At 50.8% G+C, this 17,920-nt stretch carries 16 protein-coding genes and 1 pseudogene; 15 read left to right on the top strand and 2 right to left on the bottom strand.

Features of this window, described 5'->3' with window-relative positions; all coding sequences use genetic code 11:
- The first annotated feature begins 402 nt into the window (after positions 1-402).
- The 10 genes and pseudogenes from D9736_RS22600 (at position 403) to D9736_RS23415 (ending at position 13,054) form a co-directional block, all read left to right on the top strand.
- The gene (locus D9736_RS22600; protein WP_130259217.1) at positions 403-915 is read left to right on the top strand and encodes a hypothetical protein; all 513 of its coding nucleotides are present in this window, start codon (positions 403-405) and stop codon (positions 913-915) included.
- Between the two features lie 284 nt (positions 916-1,199).
- A complete protein-coding gene (locus tag D9736_RS22595; RefSeq protein WP_130259216.1) occupies positions 1,200-1,463 on the top strand; it encodes a PAAR domain-containing protein in 264 nt (87 codons plus the stop codon).
- A 2-nt stretch (positions 1,464-1,465) separates the two neighbouring features.
- Positions 1,466-2,674: a hypothetical protein gene (locus tag D9736_RS22590; RefSeq protein WP_130259215.1), complete on the top strand. Its 1,209-nt coding sequence runs from the start codon at positions 1,466-1,468 to the stop codon at positions 2,672-2,674.
- On the top strand, positions 2,667-6,038 hold the full coding sequence (locus D9736_RS22585) for an ImcF-related family protein (RefSeq protein ID WP_130259214.1): 3,372 nt from the start codon (positions 2,667-2,669) through the stop codon (positions 6,036-6,038). The genes D9736_RS22590 and D9736_RS22585 overlap by 8 nt, the downstream gene beginning before the upstream one ends.
- A 130-nt stretch (positions 6,039-6,168) precedes the next feature.
- Positions 6,169-6,335, top strand: a pseudogene (locus D9736_RS22580) (type VI secretion system protein TssA); the annotation flags it as partial.
- Positions 6,336-6,368: 33 nt separating this feature from the next.
- Positions 6,369-8,138, top strand: coding sequence for a type VI secretion system baseplate subunit TssF (tssF, locus tag D9736_RS22575; RefSeq protein ID WP_130259213.1), 1,770 nt, complete (start codon positions 6,369-6,371; stop codon positions 8,136-8,138).
- Positions 8,102-9,184 carry a type VI secretion system baseplate subunit TssG gene (gene tssG / locus D9736_RS22570; protein ID WP_130259212.1) on the top strand — a complete coding sequence of 361 codons (1,083 nt, stop codon included), beginning with the start codon at positions 8,102-8,104 and terminating at the stop codon, positions 9,182-9,184. The genes tssF and tssG overlap by 37 nt, the downstream gene beginning before the upstream one ends.
- A 35-nt stretch (positions 9,185-9,219) precedes the next feature.
- Positions 9,220-9,744, top strand: coding sequence for a type VI secretion system lipoprotein TssJ (tssJ, locus tag D9736_RS22565; protein ID WP_130259211.1), 525 nt, complete (start codon positions 9,220-9,222; stop codon positions 9,742-9,744).
- Between the two features lie 4 nt (positions 9,745-9,748).
- Positions 9,749-12,220, top strand: a complete 2,472-nt coding sequence (gene vgrG, locus D9736_RS22560) for a type VI secretion system tip protein VgrG (protein ID WP_240779373.1) — start codon at positions 9,749-9,751, stop codon at positions 12,218-12,220.
- A gap of 90 nt (positions 12,221-12,310) precedes the next feature.
- Entirely contained in the window at positions 12,311-13,054 is a 744-nt protein-coding gene (locus tag D9736_RS23415) for an S-type pyocin domain-containing protein (protein WP_165383178.1), read from the top strand.
- Between the two features lie 13 nt (positions 13,055-13,067).
- On the opposite strand, the gene D9736_RS22555 is transcribed toward D9736_RS23415, so the two are convergent.
- Positions 13,068-14,230 (bottom strand): IS3 family transposase gene (locus D9736_RS22555; protein WP_130259210.1). Its coding sequence is split into 2 segments (ribosomal slippage): positions 13,068-13,969 and positions 13,969-14,230, totalling 1,164 coding nucleotides; the frame shifts between segments, so codons are not numbered across the junction.
- Between the two features lie 49 nt (positions 14,231-14,279).
- Here D9736_RS22555 and D9736_RS22550 point away from each other — a divergent pair.
- The 5 genes from D9736_RS22550 (at position 14,280) to tssE (ending at position 17,493) form a co-directional block, all read left to right on the top strand.
- Positions 14,280-14,573: a hypothetical protein gene (locus D9736_RS22550; RefSeq protein ID WP_130259209.1), complete on the top strand. Its 294-nt coding sequence runs from the start codon at positions 14,280-14,282 to the stop codon at positions 14,571-14,573.
- Between the two features lie 3 nt (positions 14,574-14,576).
- Complete coding sequence (locus D9736_RS22545; protein ID WP_130259208.1) at positions 14,577-14,852, top strand: bacteriocin immunity protein; 276 nt, start codon at positions 14,577-14,579, stop codon at positions 14,850-14,852.
- A gap of 523 nt (positions 14,853-15,375) precedes the next feature.
- Positions 15,376-15,927: a hypothetical protein gene (locus D9736_RS22535; protein ID WP_130259207.1), complete on the top strand. Its 552-nt coding sequence runs from the start codon at positions 15,376-15,378 to the stop codon at positions 15,925-15,927.
- A gap of 824 nt (positions 15,928-16,751) precedes the next feature.
- Positions 16,752-17,051: a bacteriocin immunity protein gene (locus D9736_RS22520; RefSeq protein WP_130210704.1), complete on the top strand. Its 300-nt coding sequence runs from the start codon at positions 16,752-16,754 to the stop codon at positions 17,049-17,051.
- 7 nt (positions 17,052-17,058) lie between these two features.
- Positions 17,059-17,493 carry a type VI secretion system baseplate subunit TssE gene (gene tssE, locus D9736_RS22515; protein ID WP_130210702.1) on the top strand — a complete coding sequence of 145 codons (435 nt, stop codon included), beginning with the start codon at positions 17,059-17,061 and terminating at the stop codon, positions 17,491-17,493.
- An 18-nt stretch (positions 17,494-17,511) separates the two neighbouring features.
- Here tssE and D9736_RS22510 read toward each other — a convergent pair.
- The coding region (locus D9736_RS22510) for a HipA domain-containing protein (RefSeq protein ID WP_130259228.1) at positions 17,512-17,920 on the bottom strand (409 nt) is incomplete at its 5' end.

Genomic DNA, 17,920 nt, shown 5'->3' with positions numbered 1-17,920 from the left:
GGTGAGAAGTGACCGTTTGGTGGATACAGGTACAGGTAATGGCCAATCAAGAAAACAAAGGTGAGTAACAATAGTATGCTGTATAGGTCCGTAATGAGAGATTATTACGTAATAATAGCCAGTGTATTAATCGTATCATCAATGGCATTCAGAGTCACTGCCGCTGAACATTGTACCGGCGGCCCGAATCATTATCCCTATAATAAACATCAGACTCCAATCTAGGAAAAATCCCAATCGACAGATTCAAGTAAGAGAGTTTATTTTTACGCGCTCCCCAAAGAAGAATGCAAGTCCACTACTTTTGTTATTAATAACGACAAACTACTTAAGTATAGAGATGAAAATGGTTTTTCATATGTAAAATACATCAATAAAAATAGTGGATTAATTGATGGTTGGGTGAGGAAAGAGGACATAATTCCAGATGATGATTCTGTTAATGGATTATCGTACAATGACTTCAAATGGGACATGCCTAAAGATCAGATAAGCCTTATAGGGAAAGCAAGGCCAGAACTTAATGCATGGATTAAAGAAAAGGGTTTCAATGTTCCTGAGCCAGGAAGTCACGTTTTTAATAAAGGATTTGAAACTTGGGTGCTGTTGATTCAGGGGGTGAGCGTAAGTATCTCCCAAACAAATAGCATTATTGAAAAAAGAACAGGATTTAACGATACCTTTATATCTGAGATTTCATTTTTTGATAACAAATTCAAAACCGTTAGAGGGATATCTGTAGGTGATGCATGGGATAAGGTTGTTTCGACGTATGGAAATAAGAGCCGATTAGATAAATTTAGCCAGTGCAGATACTATCAGTATTTTGATATGAGATTAAATTTCTGCCTAGATTCGCAAAATAATATTCAACCAATATCATTCAATGATTATCCTGTAGAGCCTAAACAGTAGTATAAAGTATTCAATGTAATTACTATATTGCGAGGCAATATACATTTGATGATGACTATAGAATCTCGGCAATTAACTTAGTAACCCCAGCGTATTCTACGTTACGCGGAATAAAAGTTGACGACCCTGCTGATAACGTGTTTAAAGCCTATCCTGCGAATCAGGCACAAATAACGCTGAAAAAATCAGTTACACGCTCGGTGATATGTATCTGGATTTCACACTAAAAGATAACAAAGTATCATCAATTAACATGGGGATACCTATCCCTGGAGAGGAATAAAATGCTTCAGATAATCAGAAAAGGCGATAAAACAACCCACGGAGGTTCAGTACTGACCGCCTCAGAAACGATGAAATTCGGTGGTATTGGTGTTGCCCGAAAAGGCGACAAAGTGTCATGTCCGGTTCTGGGACATGGCCTTACAATCATCGTAGAAGGCAACCCTGATTACCTTGATCATGGTATCCCGGTTGCGTTTCACGGTCACAAATGCGCCTGTGGTTGTACGTTGATCAGTTCATTTACCGCTGCAAAGGTTGCCTGATTATGCCCGTCTGGCTGGATGCCATCCCTGAAAAGGCCACAAAAATAGCGCGCCCCGATACCCGCCACTGGCTGCTGTTCCTGGCATTTATCATGCTGGGAGGGATAGCACTCACATTATGGTGCTGGACATCAGAGCGAACCGGATTTGTCTTCTGGTTCACCGCTCTGGGCCTTCCATTTTGCACATGGGGGCTTATTTTCGGTTTACGCAGGGTTGCCTATAAAGCAGAGCAGGTCGGAGCTGAGTCGCGTAATGTCGACCGTGAAGCTCTTATCGACAGTGAAATTCTTCGCGGTCAGCGCTGCGCCTGGATCCTCGGTACATACATTCAGGCCCCGGCGGGAAACAAAGCCGATGACCTGCTTGAGGCAATGAAGGCCGCAGCCCCCGCTATCGACTTCTCCCGCCCAAGAGGATGTGACAAACCGGTCAGATACGCGGCATTAACAGAATACCAGTCTGATTTAACAAAGGCCCTGACAGCGGCGGTGACTAAACTGGCCACGCGTGTAGAAGGGATCGTTCAGCCGCTTCCGTCAGAACTGCCATGCTGGCTGGTGCTGGATTGTGATAACGACCTGTACCCCTTGATTGAAGAGCAGCTTAAAGCCGATCTATCACTCAAGACCGCCAGGATTTTTCGCCTGATGTCCGGAAAAGGGCTGAGCGCATTCGATGCCTGGCTGGACAAGCGATGGGACAATCCGGGCATTCTGGTTGCCATCACGCTGTCGTTACCGGCGTCTCCCCAGGAATATGACGCAGATGCCATCTCGATGGTGGTATTGAGCAACCGCAAAGCCCACGCCTGGCCGGATGCACTCCTCCTTCATCGCCCCGAAAGGGGAGCAGAAACAACGCTCACAAAGACACTCACCCGGGCGCTGCTCTGGGCGAAGACCAGACCCGATGAACTCAAAGGAAGCTGGCTCACCGGTCCAACATTGACCTCTGGAAGTGGCTGGAATAATGCCTGCGAGCTGAGCGGGGTGGAATTTAGCCTTTCAGAGGACAACTTCAGTATCGATCCAGTGCTGGGATACACGGGCCATGCTGCTCCATGGCTTGCCATCACGCTTGCCAATGCTGACGTTGAACAACATGGCCCGCAGGTTATCGCCGCCCAACCCACCGCAGACAAAGACGACGTCTGGATCGCCGTCATCACCAAAGAAGAAGTTCGCAAGGAATCGCCCAAGAATGTCTAAGGTAAAAGTAAAAACACTCATCGGCTCCGTTGTAACTGTCGCCTTTTTCCTGACAGCCATCGTGGCATTTTTGTTTTATGCCTTTCCGGAAAACGTAGCCTCAGCCACCGGCTTCGGACCGTATGACGGCCAACGGATACTCACATTCTGCGCCATACTGGTTGCCACGTTGTTTTTACTCGGCTGGCTGACGGAGAAGGCTTTCGACTTCGCCGGTAAATCTGGGTTGTATTTCCAGTGGGGACGGAAAAAGGCTGAGAGCGTCACTCCGGTAATGAGCACCATTCCCGGTGAAGAAGACGACGATGAACCGGTCTTCAGCGAAGACGCCGTATCCGAACACCTGCGCTTTCGCTATGGACGTCGCTGGAAGCGTAGAGTGCGACTCCTTCTGGTGATGGGCAACCAGGACGACGTTCACAAAGCTGCCCCGGGCCTGTGTAATGAGCTCTGGCAGGAAGGCGACGGCAATGTGCTGATTTATGGCGGTGACGCGCAGTCACTCCCGGATGAGATCTTCCTTTCAAAACTGAAGCGCCTGCGATCCGGGCAACCGGTTGATGGCATCATTCAGGTGATGAGTATTTCAGCTCTCCCGACGGATGGCGAACGGGATGCCCTCCTGCGTTACCGCCAGAAAGCCGACCATCAGTTGGGCTGGCAGGCGCCTGTCTGGCTGTGGCTGACTGACAACGCCACCGATGCTCAGCAGGGCGCGGAAACGGCTGCGACAGGGGTCATATTCGGGCCTGATGGCACCGTGAAAGGCGCGGGTGAAGGGTTTTCTACACTGGCACTGCATCTGCAAAAAGCAGGTATGGCACAGATACTGAATAATCCGGCTGATTGCGGCCTGCTTCAGTTATCCCTCCGACTGCGGCAGGAGCTGAAAGCCAGTCTGAATGTTTTGCTCGGCGGGCTGATGCAGGGATCTGCGGCCTTTCGTTTACGAGGGGTCATGTTCAGTCCTGAAGTGGCCGTCGTCGGTTCGGTCCCAAATACACGCCCCGATACACTGGCCTGGAAAGCCGTCATTGATGACTGTGATGCCGTCAGCGGCAGGAAGCTGGGCTTCGACTGGCTGAAGATGCTGCGGTTAATTCTGCTTTCCCTGATTGTCCTGTGGGGGGCCGCTACACTACTGTCTCTGATCGTTAACCGTACCCAGATTTTTCAGGCGCAGGAAACGGCAAGACAGGCAGCGGATACAACAAAACCACTGGCTGAACGCCTGCACAACCAGCTTGTACTCCAGCAGACTATTGCCCGTCTGCAACATCGCGAGGCGACCGGCGCGCCATGGTACACCCGCTTTGGTCTTAATCAGGACAGCGATACGCTGGCTGCACTCTGGCCCCTGTATGCGAAAAATAACGCACAGCTGATGAGGGATGCTACAGCAGACAGTCTCAGGCAGCAGCTGAATGCCTTTGTGCAACTACCTCCTGCCAGTGATGCCCGTACGCAGGGCACACAGCATACCTATGACATACTCAAAAGTTATCTGATGCTGACGCGTCCGGACAAAGCGGACGCCGGCTGGCTGGCAAAAAACGCGCTGAAAGCCTTACCGAAACGCCAGAATGTGCCGGCTGGCACATGGCAGAACATCTCACCGAAACTGCTGGGTTTTTATGCGCAAAACCTTCCGGCTCATCCGGAATGGAAAATTAAGCCTGACACTGAATTAATCAGCACGGTCCGTCAAATTCTGCTTAAGCAAATAGGCCAGCGGAACGCTGAGTCCGGGTTATATCAGGAGATGCTTAAGCGCGTGGCCAGCAACTGGCCTGATTTAACGCTTGCTGATATGACTGGCGACACCGATGCCTCAACGGTATTCAGCACTGATGAAGTCGTTCCTGGAATGTTTACGCGTCAGGCCTGGGAAGAGCAGGTACAGGATGCGATTGACGAGGTCGTGAAAACCCGCCGCGATGAAATTGACTGGGTACTGTCGGACAAGACACATCAGACAGGGAGCGATATCTCCCCGGAGGCACTGAAAGCCCGCCTGACTGAACGCTATTTCACCGATTTTGGTAACGCCTGGCTCAACATGGTCAACAGCATACAGTGGCAGGAAGCCACGTCACTGTCTGAGGCGATTGCCCAGCTCAGTCTGATCGGTGATGTCCGCCAGTCCCCGCTAGTGGCACTGATGAACACGCTGAACTACCAGGGGAAAACGGGGCAGAAAGGTGAGGCTCTGGCTGATTCGATAGTGGACTCAGCGAAAAAGCTGGTCGGTCAGAAAAAAAATGCCAGGCAGTTTATTGAACAGGCACAGGGCCCTAAAGGTCCGCTTGATGGCGTGTTTGGGCCGCTGATGGGGCTTATGGAAGGTAAAGAGGGTACCGGTGCCAACGGTAACCTCAGTTTCCAGTCCTGGCTGGCCCGCGTAACTCAGGTGCGGCTGAAGCTTCAGCAAGTCACCAGCGCCCCGGATCCGCAGGCTATGTCGCAGATGCTGGCCCAGACAGTATTCCAGGGCAAAGCCATCGATCTGACCGATACCCGCGACTACGGCAGTCTGGTTGCGGCGAGTCTGGGGCAGGGGTGGAATGGATTTGGCCAGTCGTTATTTGTGCAACCGCTTGATCTGGCCTGGCGGCAGGTAGTTGCCCCGGCGGCGGGTAGCCTTAATGCCCGCTGGCAGACAACCATTGTCGATCAGTGGAATAAGGCCTTTGCGGGACGGTACCCGTTTAAAGCCACTGGCAGCGATGCCTCCCTGCCGCTACTGGCTCAGTTCCTTCGTAGCGACTCGGGTCGAATCACTACCTTCCTGAAAACTAATCTCGGCGGGATCCTCCGCCAGGAAGGGAATCGCTGGGTCGTTGATCCTTCTGCAAGTCAGGGGATGGTTGTCAGTCCGGATTTTCTCCGGGCGATTAATCAGCTGGCGGAACTGTCAGATATCATGTTCTCTCAGGGCGATGCGAGTGTTCACTTCGAACTGATGGCGCGTCCTTCACGGGATGTTGCCAGAGTGCAGCTTACCCTCGATGAGCAGAACCTGGATTACTTCAATCAGATGGAAAGCTGGCAGAGCTTCACCTGGCCGGGGAATACTTACTATCCAGGTGTGTCGCTCATCTGGCGTAGTGTAAACAGCGGTATGCAACTCTTCGCCAGTAACCAGGGTAACTGGGGCTTCATTCGCCTGCTGGACAAAGCCCTGATCACTCCACTCGATGCCAGCCGTACACAACTGGTGTGGATCACCGCCGATGGCAATCCTCTGAAGTTCATCATACGCAGCGAGTTGGGCGACGGTCCGCTTGCCTTACTGAAGCTACAGGGATTTACGCTGCCAGCGTCCATTTTTAACGTTGCCGCTGGCACTGAAGGCGTTGAGTAAATATGAACAGAGGCATTCATCCTGCGCTGGCCTTTGCTAAACAGGTAGATGGCTGGTCTTCAGGTGTATTCAATCAGGTTGATAAGTGGTGGGGGACCGATTCACTTGCCCCATGGCGGTAGATGACGTTTCGCCAGTGCTGACGCTGGAAGACTCGGAGCCCGCTCTGTTGTTTGAAGTCCTGGCCCGACGCCTGAAGCTGCTACGAATGAAAGCCGGTCACAGTGAATCTGATAAAGCCCGTTGGTGGGTCTGATCGCCATTGACCCGGCCAGTGCCATGGTGCTCTGTGGCTAATATTCTCTTTAATAATTTTCAGGAATACCATGCATGGATGATTTAACCCTTCGCTATTACGAAGCAGAGATGCGCTATCTGCGTGAGGCGGGTAAAGAGTTCGCCCGTGCCCATCCGGATCGGGCAGCGATGCTTAATCTGGATAAACCCGGCGCCCGCGATCCTTATGTAGAGCGCCTGTTTGAAGGTTTTGCCTTCCTGATGGGCCGTTTGCGTCAGAAGCTGGATGATGACCTGCCGGAACTGACCGAAGGGCTGGTGAGTCTGCTGTGGCCACACTATATGCGGACCATCCCGTCGCTGGCCATCGTCGAATTCTCTCCTGACTGGCGTGGCCTTCGTCAGGCTGAACTTCTTGCCGAAGGTTTCTCCGTACAATCACGCCCTGTCGGGCCGCATAAAACCGCCTGCCAGTACCGGACGACTCGCGATGTTCCTCTGCAACCACTGCATCTTGCGGATGCCCACCTTCATACTGAAACTGATGGCCGCTCTGCTATCCGTTTGCGCTTCGAATGCCCTGAAAAAGTGGACTGGAGCAAAGCCGGAATCGACAAAGTCGCCATATTCCTCAACGCAGAAAGTCCGATCAGTTCAGCACTCCACCTGGCATTGACCCACCGCGTTCACGCCATGTACGTCCGCCATTCAGGGACATACATCGAACGTCATCAGTTTGATGGCTGGTGCAAACCCATGGGCTTTGACGACAATGACGGCCTGTGGAAGAAAGCCGATACTGCCTTCAGTGGTTACCAGCTGCTGCTGGAGTATTTCAGCTTCCGACCGAAATTTATGTTTGTTGAGCTGCGTGGCCTCGACACCATCGGGCTCACTGAAGCCAGCTCCTGGTTTGAAATCGACATCGTGCTCAGTGAAGCCTGGTCATCCGATCTGCCTTTTGAAACGGAAAACTTCCGGCTGCACTGTGCACCGGTCATCAACCTCTTCACCCTGGAGGCCGATCCGCTGACGCTTAACCCGCTGGATAACGAATACCTGCTCAGGCCGTTACGTCTTCAGGATGGTCACACCGAGATTTACAGCGTCGATGATATCCATGGCGCGGTAAAGAATGGCAAACACCCCTATGTACCGTTCACCAGCTTCCGGCACCGGGGCGGTATGATGCGCCACGATGCCCCTGAACGTTATTACCACACCCGCGTGAAACGCGGCCCCTCTGGCCTGTATGACACCTGGTTGATTCTCGGGGGGCGTTCGTTCGAGCTGGAGCAGCTGTCCGATAAACCAGAATCCCTTTCGATGCGAATAACCGGTACCAACGGGCAGCTTCCGCGCACAGCGCTGGAAAGTACGCTCCTGGACAGGGTGGCAAAAACCGGCAAAGTGCCCGTCAGGGTACTGAACGTCACCGCACCGACGATACCGCTGTATCCCCCTGCAAACGACCGTTTTCACTGGCGGGTGATGAGCCACCTCGGCTCAAACTTCCTCAGCATGATGGACAATCCGGAGGTCCTGCGGGGAACGCTGGCGCTGTACGACTGGACCGATGATGAAATGAACCGACGTCGGCTTGAAGCTATCGTCGCCGTGAAGCACACCCTGATCCGCCGTTTTGAGAAGGGCTTTATGCTCCGGGGCGTAGACATAGAGGTCACGCTAAACATGGATAATTTTGCAGGCGAGGGGGATGTGAATCTCTTCGGCGAAATGCTGCACCGGTTCTTCGCGCGCTATGCTGATATTCACCTCTTCAACCAGCTCACGCTGGTGCTGCAACCGACAGGAAAACGACTGAGATGGCGCGAGAATCACAGCCAGTACGTACCGGGCTAACACTAGTCCTGAGCAAAGATATCTGGCGGGCCAATTTTTATCGTTTCTGCCAGCTGCTGGAGCAGGAAAATCCGGACGCGCCGAAACTGGGCGCCTCCAGCCATCCAGCCAACGATCCGGTCCGCTTCAGGCCCTGGCCTGGTATGGGGTTCCCGGTCAGTACTCTCAAAGCGGTGGAGACTGACGAAGACCACCCGACATTGCCCCCAACGGTCCGTACGACATTTTTGGGGATGTATGGCGTGGACTCCCCTCTGCCGACGTCCTGGCTGGACGACATTGCGCAGCGCCGCGAAGGGCACGAGGCAGTTACCTCGTTTCTGGATATTTTCAGCCACCGCATCACCACCCAGTATTATCGAATCTGGCGGAAATACGCCTGGCCGGCCACCTTCGAGGCAGGTGGCCGCGATGCCACATCACAGTGTCTGCTGGGGCTAGTGGGACTCGGTATACCGGGCACCGCTGAGCAGGTGGCAACGCCGGTTTCACGCTTTCTGGCCTTGCTGGGTACCATGCGATTACCCACCCGTAATGCAGAAGGCATTCGGGCCCTGGTGAGCCTGCTGGCACCGAATACCCAGGCAATTATCACCGAGCCCGATCCGGTTAAGGTCCATATCGATAACCGTAGCGGGTTGGGTACCGGGAACCGCATCTGTCTTTCTCAGCGAGCCACGCTGGGTAAAACGGCAAAGGAAGCATGCAGTCGGGTACTGGTGACGCTGGAGACAGAAGATCCGGAGGAAGCAGAAGGGTGGTTACCTGGTGGTTTTCTCCATACCGATTTACTGGTCCTGCTGCGCGTTTATCTCGGCTACCGCAGTGACGCCCGACTGCGCCTCACCGTACCCGTACGATTGCTGCCTGAGCCACGCCTTGGCAAAGGCAGACGTATCCAGCTGGGCCGCACCGGCTTGCTGGGCCTGAAAGCAGGCAAGCTCAGCAATAGTCGGGGGAGTCTGACCGTCAGTCTGGGCTGCTATGAAGGGTTGCAATGTTCCGCGCTACCGTCCGCTGAAGACGGGCACTACCGCTTCGAATAATCACGTACTCCCACTCTCAATAAAGGAACTTTTGAATGGCAACAGTAACCCGTTGGTGGGCGCTGACGCTTATTGCCTGTAGCCTGCTCGCTGGCTGCGGTCTGACTCAGGCTGTGACGGACGGTACGGTCAGCATCACGAAATCCATCTTCTACAAGAAAATCAAAACGCTGCATCTGGATTTTACCCCGCGTACGGCCATTAACGCTGATGGCGCACAGACACCGCTGGCAACGATGGTGAGAGTTTATCAGCTCAGGGATCGTAAAGCGGTTGATGCCGCCGATTACCAGACACTGCTGCGCAATGCCGATACGGTACTTAAAGACGACGTACTGGCGTCTAAAGAGCTGCTGGTGACGCCAGAAGGCAGCATGACACTCAATATGCCCATGGATGAAGACGCTCAGTTCGTGGCGGTGGTGGGATTATTTAACCGCCCGGATCAGAAGGACAACCGCTGGCGCCTGGTGCTGACCCGTGACGATCTGGACCCGGACAACCCCCGCACGATTGAACTGGGTGATGGCTGGCTCAGCCTCGTGCCGGTGAAGGAGTGACGTGATGGATAACTGGTTAGCGCTTTTTGACGGACAGACCCGATATTTTCTGGATATTTTTGACAGCTCAGTGAAGCCGGATGTTCTGCGCTTTTACGGCAGGGAAGCACTGAGCGAACCCTTCAGCTGGGACATCGAGTTCACAACGCTTCAGGCGAATATCCCCCCGGAAGAGGTGCTGATGAAATATGCCTCTTTCCGGATGCGGAGCGGTAAAAGTGTGCACGGCATGGTGACCCGCCTGGAATGGCTTTCCACCTCAAAGGACCAGTCTCACTACCGGCTTACGATCAGTTCGCGCCTGGCGCTCCTGGGATATACCCGACAGTGCGTGGTCTATCAGAACCAGTCTGTTCCTGAGGTGGTTGAGCAGGTGCTGCGTAAACACGGTCTGGAAGGTCCCGATTTTGAATTCAGACTGGAGCGCACCTACCCACCACGTGAAATTATCACTCAGTGGCGGGAAACGGATTTGCAGTTCATTCAGCGCATTCTGTCTGAGGTGGGTATTTACTGGCGTACGGAGATGGACGACGTGCGCGGTCTGGATACTTACATACTGGCCGACAGCCAGCTTAACTATCAGTTTGATGTGCAGTTGCCCTACAGCGAGCCGTCGGGGTTGTTCGACAGTGTGGCAGAATCGGTCTGGGATGTGCGGACCTGGCACAACATTGCCACCGGCACTGTCACCACGCGTGATTACAACTACCGGACAGCCACCATGCCGATGAATGCGGCGGTCAGCGTGCGTAATGATGTGGTCACCACCGGGGAGCATTACCGCTACGCAGCCCCTTATCGTGAAGCGGGAGACGATGCCAGCCCGGAGCCGGAAACCGAATCTGGCGCGTTCTGGGCCCGACTTCACCACGAGCGGGAGCTCAACAGGTCGGCCCGTATTCACCTGTTCAGCAATGCTGCACACCTCACACCCGGGCAGGTGCTGGAGCCGCAGGGCGATGTCATTACGGCCCTGCAAGAGGGCGTCATCCTTACGCTGGTGACCTTCCGGGGCGCCCGTGATTCCCGTCTGCATGTGTCGGTCTGGGGCCAGCCTTACACCGAACGTTACTGCTTCCGTCCGGCAGAGATCCCGCGTCCGGTCATCGCGGGTACGCTTCCGGCACGGATCGAAAGTCGCGAAAAAAATGATACCTACGCACATCTGGACGAGCAGGGGCGCTATCGGGTGAAGCAGGACTTCGACCGGGAGGGGACGGAACCCGGTTACGGCTACCTTTGGCTGCGGATGGCGAAGCCTTATGCCGGTGAAACGCTGGGCTGGCATACGCCGCTCATCGATGGCACCGAAGTGGCGATTGCGTACAGCAATGGCGATATTGATCTGCCGTACATCGCCTGTGCACTACACGACTCCGAACATCCCGATCTTGTGAACCGGGACAATCATACCCGGAACATCCTCCGGACACCGGCCAACTCAAAATTGCGGATGGAAGACAAGCGTGGTGAGGAGCACATCAAACTCGCCACGGAATACGGTAAAACGCAGCTCAACAACGGGCACCTGGTGAACAGCAAAGGACAACTTCGCGGTAAAGGCACAGAGCTGCGCACCGATGAGTGGGGAGTCCTGAGAGCAGGAAAGGGACTCTTTGTCGCTGCGGATGTCCAGGCGAAAGCGCAGGGTGATGCTCTGGACATGGATGCTGCATTGAAGGAAATCGACAGGCTTAATCAGCAACTGCAACAGCTGGAAATGGCCGCAGAAAAGGCCCTGGCGCTGAAGGGGGATGTCGACAGCCAGATACAGATGTTTGAGCAGCGGCTGAAACCGCTCAATGAAGCGGTGCTTTTCTCGGCGCCGGAAGGCATGGCACTGACCAGTGGAGAAGATATGCAGCTGGCCGCGGGCCGGAACCTTGCGCTTAACGCCGGAGAAGACTTCAGTGCTGGAGTGATGGGCAATGCGACCGCTTTGACCGGGGAGAAGCTGGGGCTCTTTGCCCGCACCGGTCAACTGAGCCTGAAATCCGGGGAAGGGCCAATAGATGTCCAGGCGCAAAACGCCAGTATGCGGTTGTTCGCTGAGAAGAAGCTGACGCTGAGCTCAGCGAGTGACATCTCCTTTGCCGGAAAAAAACGTATCACGCTGATTGGTGGTGGCAGTTATCTGAAGCTTGAGGCCGGGAAGGTCGAGTATGGTACGACAGCGTCGTATGTACGGAAGGTGAAAAGGACGATGGCGGCATCAGCCAGTGCTAAACCTCCGGAGGCCGTATCCTTACCGCCTCCAGCGACCATGAGAGAATTCAATCCCGAAACGCTCACCCCGTGGGTGACGCCGGTGTATGCAAAATCCTGCCTGAAGGAGAAAGGCTGCACGGATGCCGGTACTGCCGAAGAGCCCGTTGATAACTTTGGACAGATGACAATTTTTGCCCAGCCTGTCGAGGACGACTGCTGCGGTTATGGCCATCAGCATGAGCATGCAGATGATGAAGTCGTTTAGCATGCCCAGTCAGCCAAAAAGCGTAAGCCTGACGCCGGGGGCGCTCAGGCAACGGCTGCACCACTTGCTCTTGGGGCTGCTACGGGCGTGATGACCCAGGTCTGGGGAGAATGGTCCCTGACCGGCGTATTGGGCGCGGCCCGGGGAATTCCGTATGTAGGAGCGATGATGTCCGCACTCTACGTTCCATCTGCGGGCGAGGGGAGTGACAGGGTTCCTGGCCGGGATGAATTCTGGTACGAGGAAGAGCTGCGGCAGAAAGCCATCACCGGGGCAAAAGCGACAACCCGGGTGAGATTCTTCTGGCGCCAGGATGAACAGGGCAACATGCGGGTCTATGGCGTCCATACGGGTGAAGGTACCCCGTATGAAGGTGTCCGCACAGCAAACATGGTGTGGAATAGTGAGCATAATCAATATGAGTTCACTCCAGCTCACGGTGCCGATGGTCCGCTGATTACCTGGACGCCAGAGAGACCTGAGGGCAGTGACCTTCCCTCACATACCGGCAGCGACATCAAGCCAATAGACCAGGCAACAATACTCGTCACGCCAATTCCTGACGGTAAAGATGAATACACGACACCACCTTTCCCGGTGCCGGAAGAACGCGATCTTAACGATTACATTCTGGTGTTCCCTGCGGATTCAGGGATTAAGCCGATTTATGTTTATCTCAAAACCGCGAGGGATGAGCCAGGTGTGGCAACAGGGAAGGGGGAGACGCTATCAGGTTCAGAGAAATGGCTTGAGGCTGCGAGCTCTGGTCTGGGGGCACCTGTACCTGCGCAGGTTGCTGATAAACTTAGAGGAAAATTGATCCTACCCTCGTAATATGGACACTGCTCTAAGCGAGGTTCTGGTTTTCAAATTGTTCCGGACTGAGACCGCCACACCAACTGTGCCGTCGCCAGCGATTGTAATCACATTCGATATAATTAAACACCGTTGCCCGCATTATTTCCCGGCTGATAAAGTGTTCTCCGTGGAGACATTCCACTTTCAGCGAATGAAAGAAGCTTTCCACGCAGGCATTATCGTAGCAGCAGCCCTTTGCGCTCATACTGCCACGCAGATTATGCCGCTTCAGCAGCATCTGATAATCTGCTGAACAGTACTGGCTTCCGCGGTCCGAGTGAACGATAACGTTCCGGGGTCTCTTACGCCGCCACAGCGCCATCTGCAGGGCATCGCAGGCCAGTTGCGCCGTCATGCGTGGCGACATGGACCAGCCAATAACGGCACGTGACCACAGGTCAATGACCACTGCCAGATACAGCCAGCCTTCATCTGTACGTAAGTACGTGATGTCTCCCGCCCACTTCTGGTTCGGGCCACTGGCGTAAAAATCCTGCTCCAGCAGATTTTCTGACACAGGCAGGTTGTGTGCTCGGTAACTGACCGGGCTGAACTTCCGGGAGGCCTTTGCCCTCAGCCCCTGACGGCGCAGGCTTGCCGCCACGGTTTTTACGTTAAAGTGGTAACCCTGAGCACGCAGTTCATCCGTCAGGCGTGGTGCACCGTAACGCTGTTTTGACCGGGTAAAGGCCGCGAGGACAACGCTGTCGCAGAGCTGACGGAACTGCTGACGAGGACTTATCCTTGTCCGCCGCTGACACCACGTATACCAGCCGCTACGGGCCACCCGGAGCACGCGGCACATTGCCTTGATGCTGAACTCAGCCTGATGTTTTTCAATAAAGACATTCTTCATTTCAGGCGCTTCGCGAAGTATGTCGCGGCCTTTTGGAGGATAGCCAGTTCCTCTGCCTGCTCCGCCAGTTGTCGCTTCAGGCGGGCATTTTCAGCGGCCAGTTCACTTTCACGCTCAGACGAGGTCATCTGTTGCTGCAGTTTGCTGCGCCACGCATAGAGCTGAGATTCATACAGGCTGAGTTCACGGGCTGCGGCAGCAACACCGATGCGTTCAGCAAGCTTCAGGGCTTCACTGCGAAATTCAGGCGAATGCTGTTTACGGGGTTTTTTACTGGTTGAGACTGTTTTTGTCATGTGAGTCACCTCTGACTGAGAGTTTACTCACTTAGCCGCGTGTCCACTATTGCTGGGTAAGATCAAATCCTTCCGTAACTTTGACCATTTTAGAGAAGAGTTTTGGCTTGCTGTGGCAGAATGTCCTGAATTGATGAGTCAGTTTAAAAGGGTTAACCAGATGGAAATAAGAGATGGGAATGCTCCTTTCAGCATAGTGCCAGAACAAGTTGGTGGAAGAAAAAGATTTGAAATACACCATATAGAACGTATTATTGATGGTGGGGCTGTTTATGACTTTGAAAACATGCGCGTAAACACAGTTAGAAATCATATTAATTTACACGCAAAGAAAAATAGGTGATTTATGGAGCTTAAGCCAAAGCTTGAGGATTATACAGAGGATGAGTTCAGAACCTTTTTAAATGAATTTTTCACGAACCCCAAAAAATTAAAAGGAAAAGAGCGGCAGCAGTATATAGATAATTTAGTTGCGCACTTTGACCTAATTGTAAATCACCCTGAAGGTAATGGATTGTTATTCTATCCCCCAGACGACCGTGAAGATAGCCCTGATGGGGTGATCGGGGAAATAATAAGATGGAGAAAATCCCAAGGGCTTCCACTTTTTAAAGATAGTTAAGAATTAATACCTGAACTCAATATGGCTATCTGATGAGATAATCTAACCAAACATTTCTGCTTGCACATTATGAGGAATGCAAAGCTGATTATGATTAACAATAGGTGTGTTAAAAACAAATTGGAAGATTATACTAAAAATAAATTCATGAAAATCTTGAATGAATTTTACTCAGAACATAGATCATCGTCATCACCTAAGGGTAACGAGCTAGAAACTTATTTAGATAATCTCCTTGATATGTTGACTGTACTGGTTGGGACCGGAGAAGTTAGTGACTTTATATACTACCCAGACACACCTGAAAATGATTCGCCTGAAGGTGCATTAAATGAAATAATTAAATGGAGAAAATATCAAGAGCTTCCATTATTTAAGGACTTCTAGGTCAAAGAATCATGAATAGAATATCATCATGACTGCTGCGTAACGGTCTTAATTTAGTAACAAAAATGGACTTGTTGGGGAATGATATTCGGAGTCGCTGGATATTATGGAGCGGACTTGGTTGCGGATTATATTGATGAAAATTAATTTCGATCGTTTATTTAGCAAAAAAAATAACCTTCAGGATATCTATTCTGAAAATACCTTTATCACAATCCCAGACTCAGAAAGAAGATACCCACCATTCTTTTTTGTTGGGAGCGGGGTATATGCATACTCAACCAGGTTCATGATTAAATCCGATGACTTAGCAAAGCTAGTTGATACGATCGAGGAAAGGTTCAACAAAAAGATAACCAGCAATAAAGCTATTTATTCGCTCAAAAACAGCACTCTTCACTATTATCAATTTAAAGAATTTGGGCAAACAGCAGTAGATATAATAACTAATGACAACAACCTCATTGATAATATTTACGCTTTATATTTAGAACCACCGCTACCGAGCACTGTATTCCCTAACCGGGATGTAGAAACATTCGGAAGTCTACAAGGCGATATAGAAGCATGGTGGAGTATATATTGGCACCCTTTCTGGGGGAGGCTATCTCTGGAAAAGAAAAAACATTACGTAGAGCAAAAAAATTTATCTAATGAGCTAAAGGAATTCCTACTTCTCCATAACTAACATCATTCCCGCAAAATGACTTTCGCCCAAGATGATCTCTGAGGTTTATGCCATGCGGTCTGGCGCAGACCAGTGTGAATGGTAAAATCGGCATCACGATTTCAACATAAATTTATTCACTATGGTAAATAGGAGACACGAAATGATAAATGTAACTGAGATGAGCGAAAACATTTCCAATTATACAGAGAACGAATTCACCGAAATTGTAAGTGAATTCTATCCCGAGCAAGTATCAAAAAAATCATTAAGCAATACAGAATTAGAAAATTATTTGGACAAGCTTTTGGATAAAATCATTTACTTAGTTGGCTCAGTTACTGCGAGTGATTTTATATATTACCCTAACACCCAGAAGAAGACAATCCAGAATCCGTAATTAAGGAAATAAAAAATCAAGAAAAAACCATGGATTAGCTCTTTTTAAAGATTCATAAAACCACACAAAATGAATAGAAGGTAATTTATGGAACTTAAAAACTCATTTTCAGAATATACACAACAAGAATTTTTGCTTTTTTGAATGAATTTTTTAAGAATTCAAGAAAAGCAAAGCCAAAGGGGGAATCTCTTAGTGATTATTTGACAAAATTATCGAATCACTTTGACAAAATCACGGAGCATCCTGAAAAGATGCGATTTAATATTTCACCCAAAGGATAATTCAAAATGTACTCCGGAAGGATTGATTGAGGCAGTTTTAAACTGGAGAATATCCCAAAGCCTTCCTATTTTCAAAGATATTTAAACTAGAACGTTATAACCCTATGTAATTCCAAGAGTAAATGACACTTTATTAAATCCATAATTACAGACAGAAAAATATGTTTGAATTTATGCGTACGTTTAATGATTACACTGAAAATGAATTTCTCGAATTCTTACATGAATTTAGAAAAGCAACAAGGAAAGATAAGTTTCTAAAAGGGAAAGAATTAGATACTTACTTAGATAAGCTCATGTACCATTTCATAGTTATTACTGAGCACCCTAAGCAAGGAGACCTAATAGCCTATCCTGAATCACCAGAAGACGGGAACCCCAATAATATTATCAAAATTGTGAGGGTGTGGAGAAAATCTCAAGGCCTCCCGCTTTTTAAAGACTCTGAAGCGGATTCTTGAGGTCTAAATGTCCAATAGAAAATCCCCATCGTTATATGAAATTCTCACTGGCAACTTTACAGGGGATCTTCCCCTTGAAGTTGTAAACGAAGAAGACCAGGTCATTTTATCCGTGCTGGATAACATCCAGCGTATCTTGAACGCCCGGGCCGGGACCATATCTCATCTACCAGATTATGGTTTGCCGGATATGACCAAAATTCTGCAAGGCATGCCCGGAACAGCCCACGAGCTAATCGATACGCTGGCCGGTGTTCTACTCAAGTATGAACCACGTTTGCAGTCCCTTAATGTAACTTTATTCGAACAGCAAGTGCCCGGGGAGCTGCGTTACGCCATAGATGCGGAACTGAGAGGTATCGGACTTGTACGGTATGGGACCGAGTTTATGCCAGAGGGAAAGGTGATGATCAGACACTTGAAACAGCAGCAAAATCTGTAAAAACATCAATTTATCTAATCAATTCATACCCTCATTTCCATATTCTCGGCTTAACCGACCGTGCAACCTCAACACATTGGTTTCAATTGCCGTCAACACGTTCTCCGGAAAATCTGCCGATAATGAAGTCTTCACGTTATCCAGTGCTGCGGGAATCATTCTGGCAAAGTCACTCAGGATTTCATTCATCTGCACTTCCGGGAATTTCAGTGCCTTTGCTGTCGCCAAAAAATGTCGCGGATAAATTTTATTGATTACCGTTTTTCTGCCTTTGGATGCATTAAGCCCCATTGCCAGTTTGAGATCGCTGATATGTATTCCCGGGCCACCCAATACCGGAAATGCTGAAATGATGTCGTAAAATGGCGTGAGTCGATAACTACCGCCGGCCTGGATAAACACAGAGAAATTTTTCGCATGGCCGTCC

Origin of the sequence: Escherichia sp. E10V10, assembly GCF_004211985.1 — a bacterium.
GTDB lineage: Bacteria > Pseudomonadota > Gammaproteobacteria > Enterobacterales > Enterobacteriaceae > Escherichia.
This window is presented reverse-complemented; position numbering and strand designations above follow the sequence as displayed.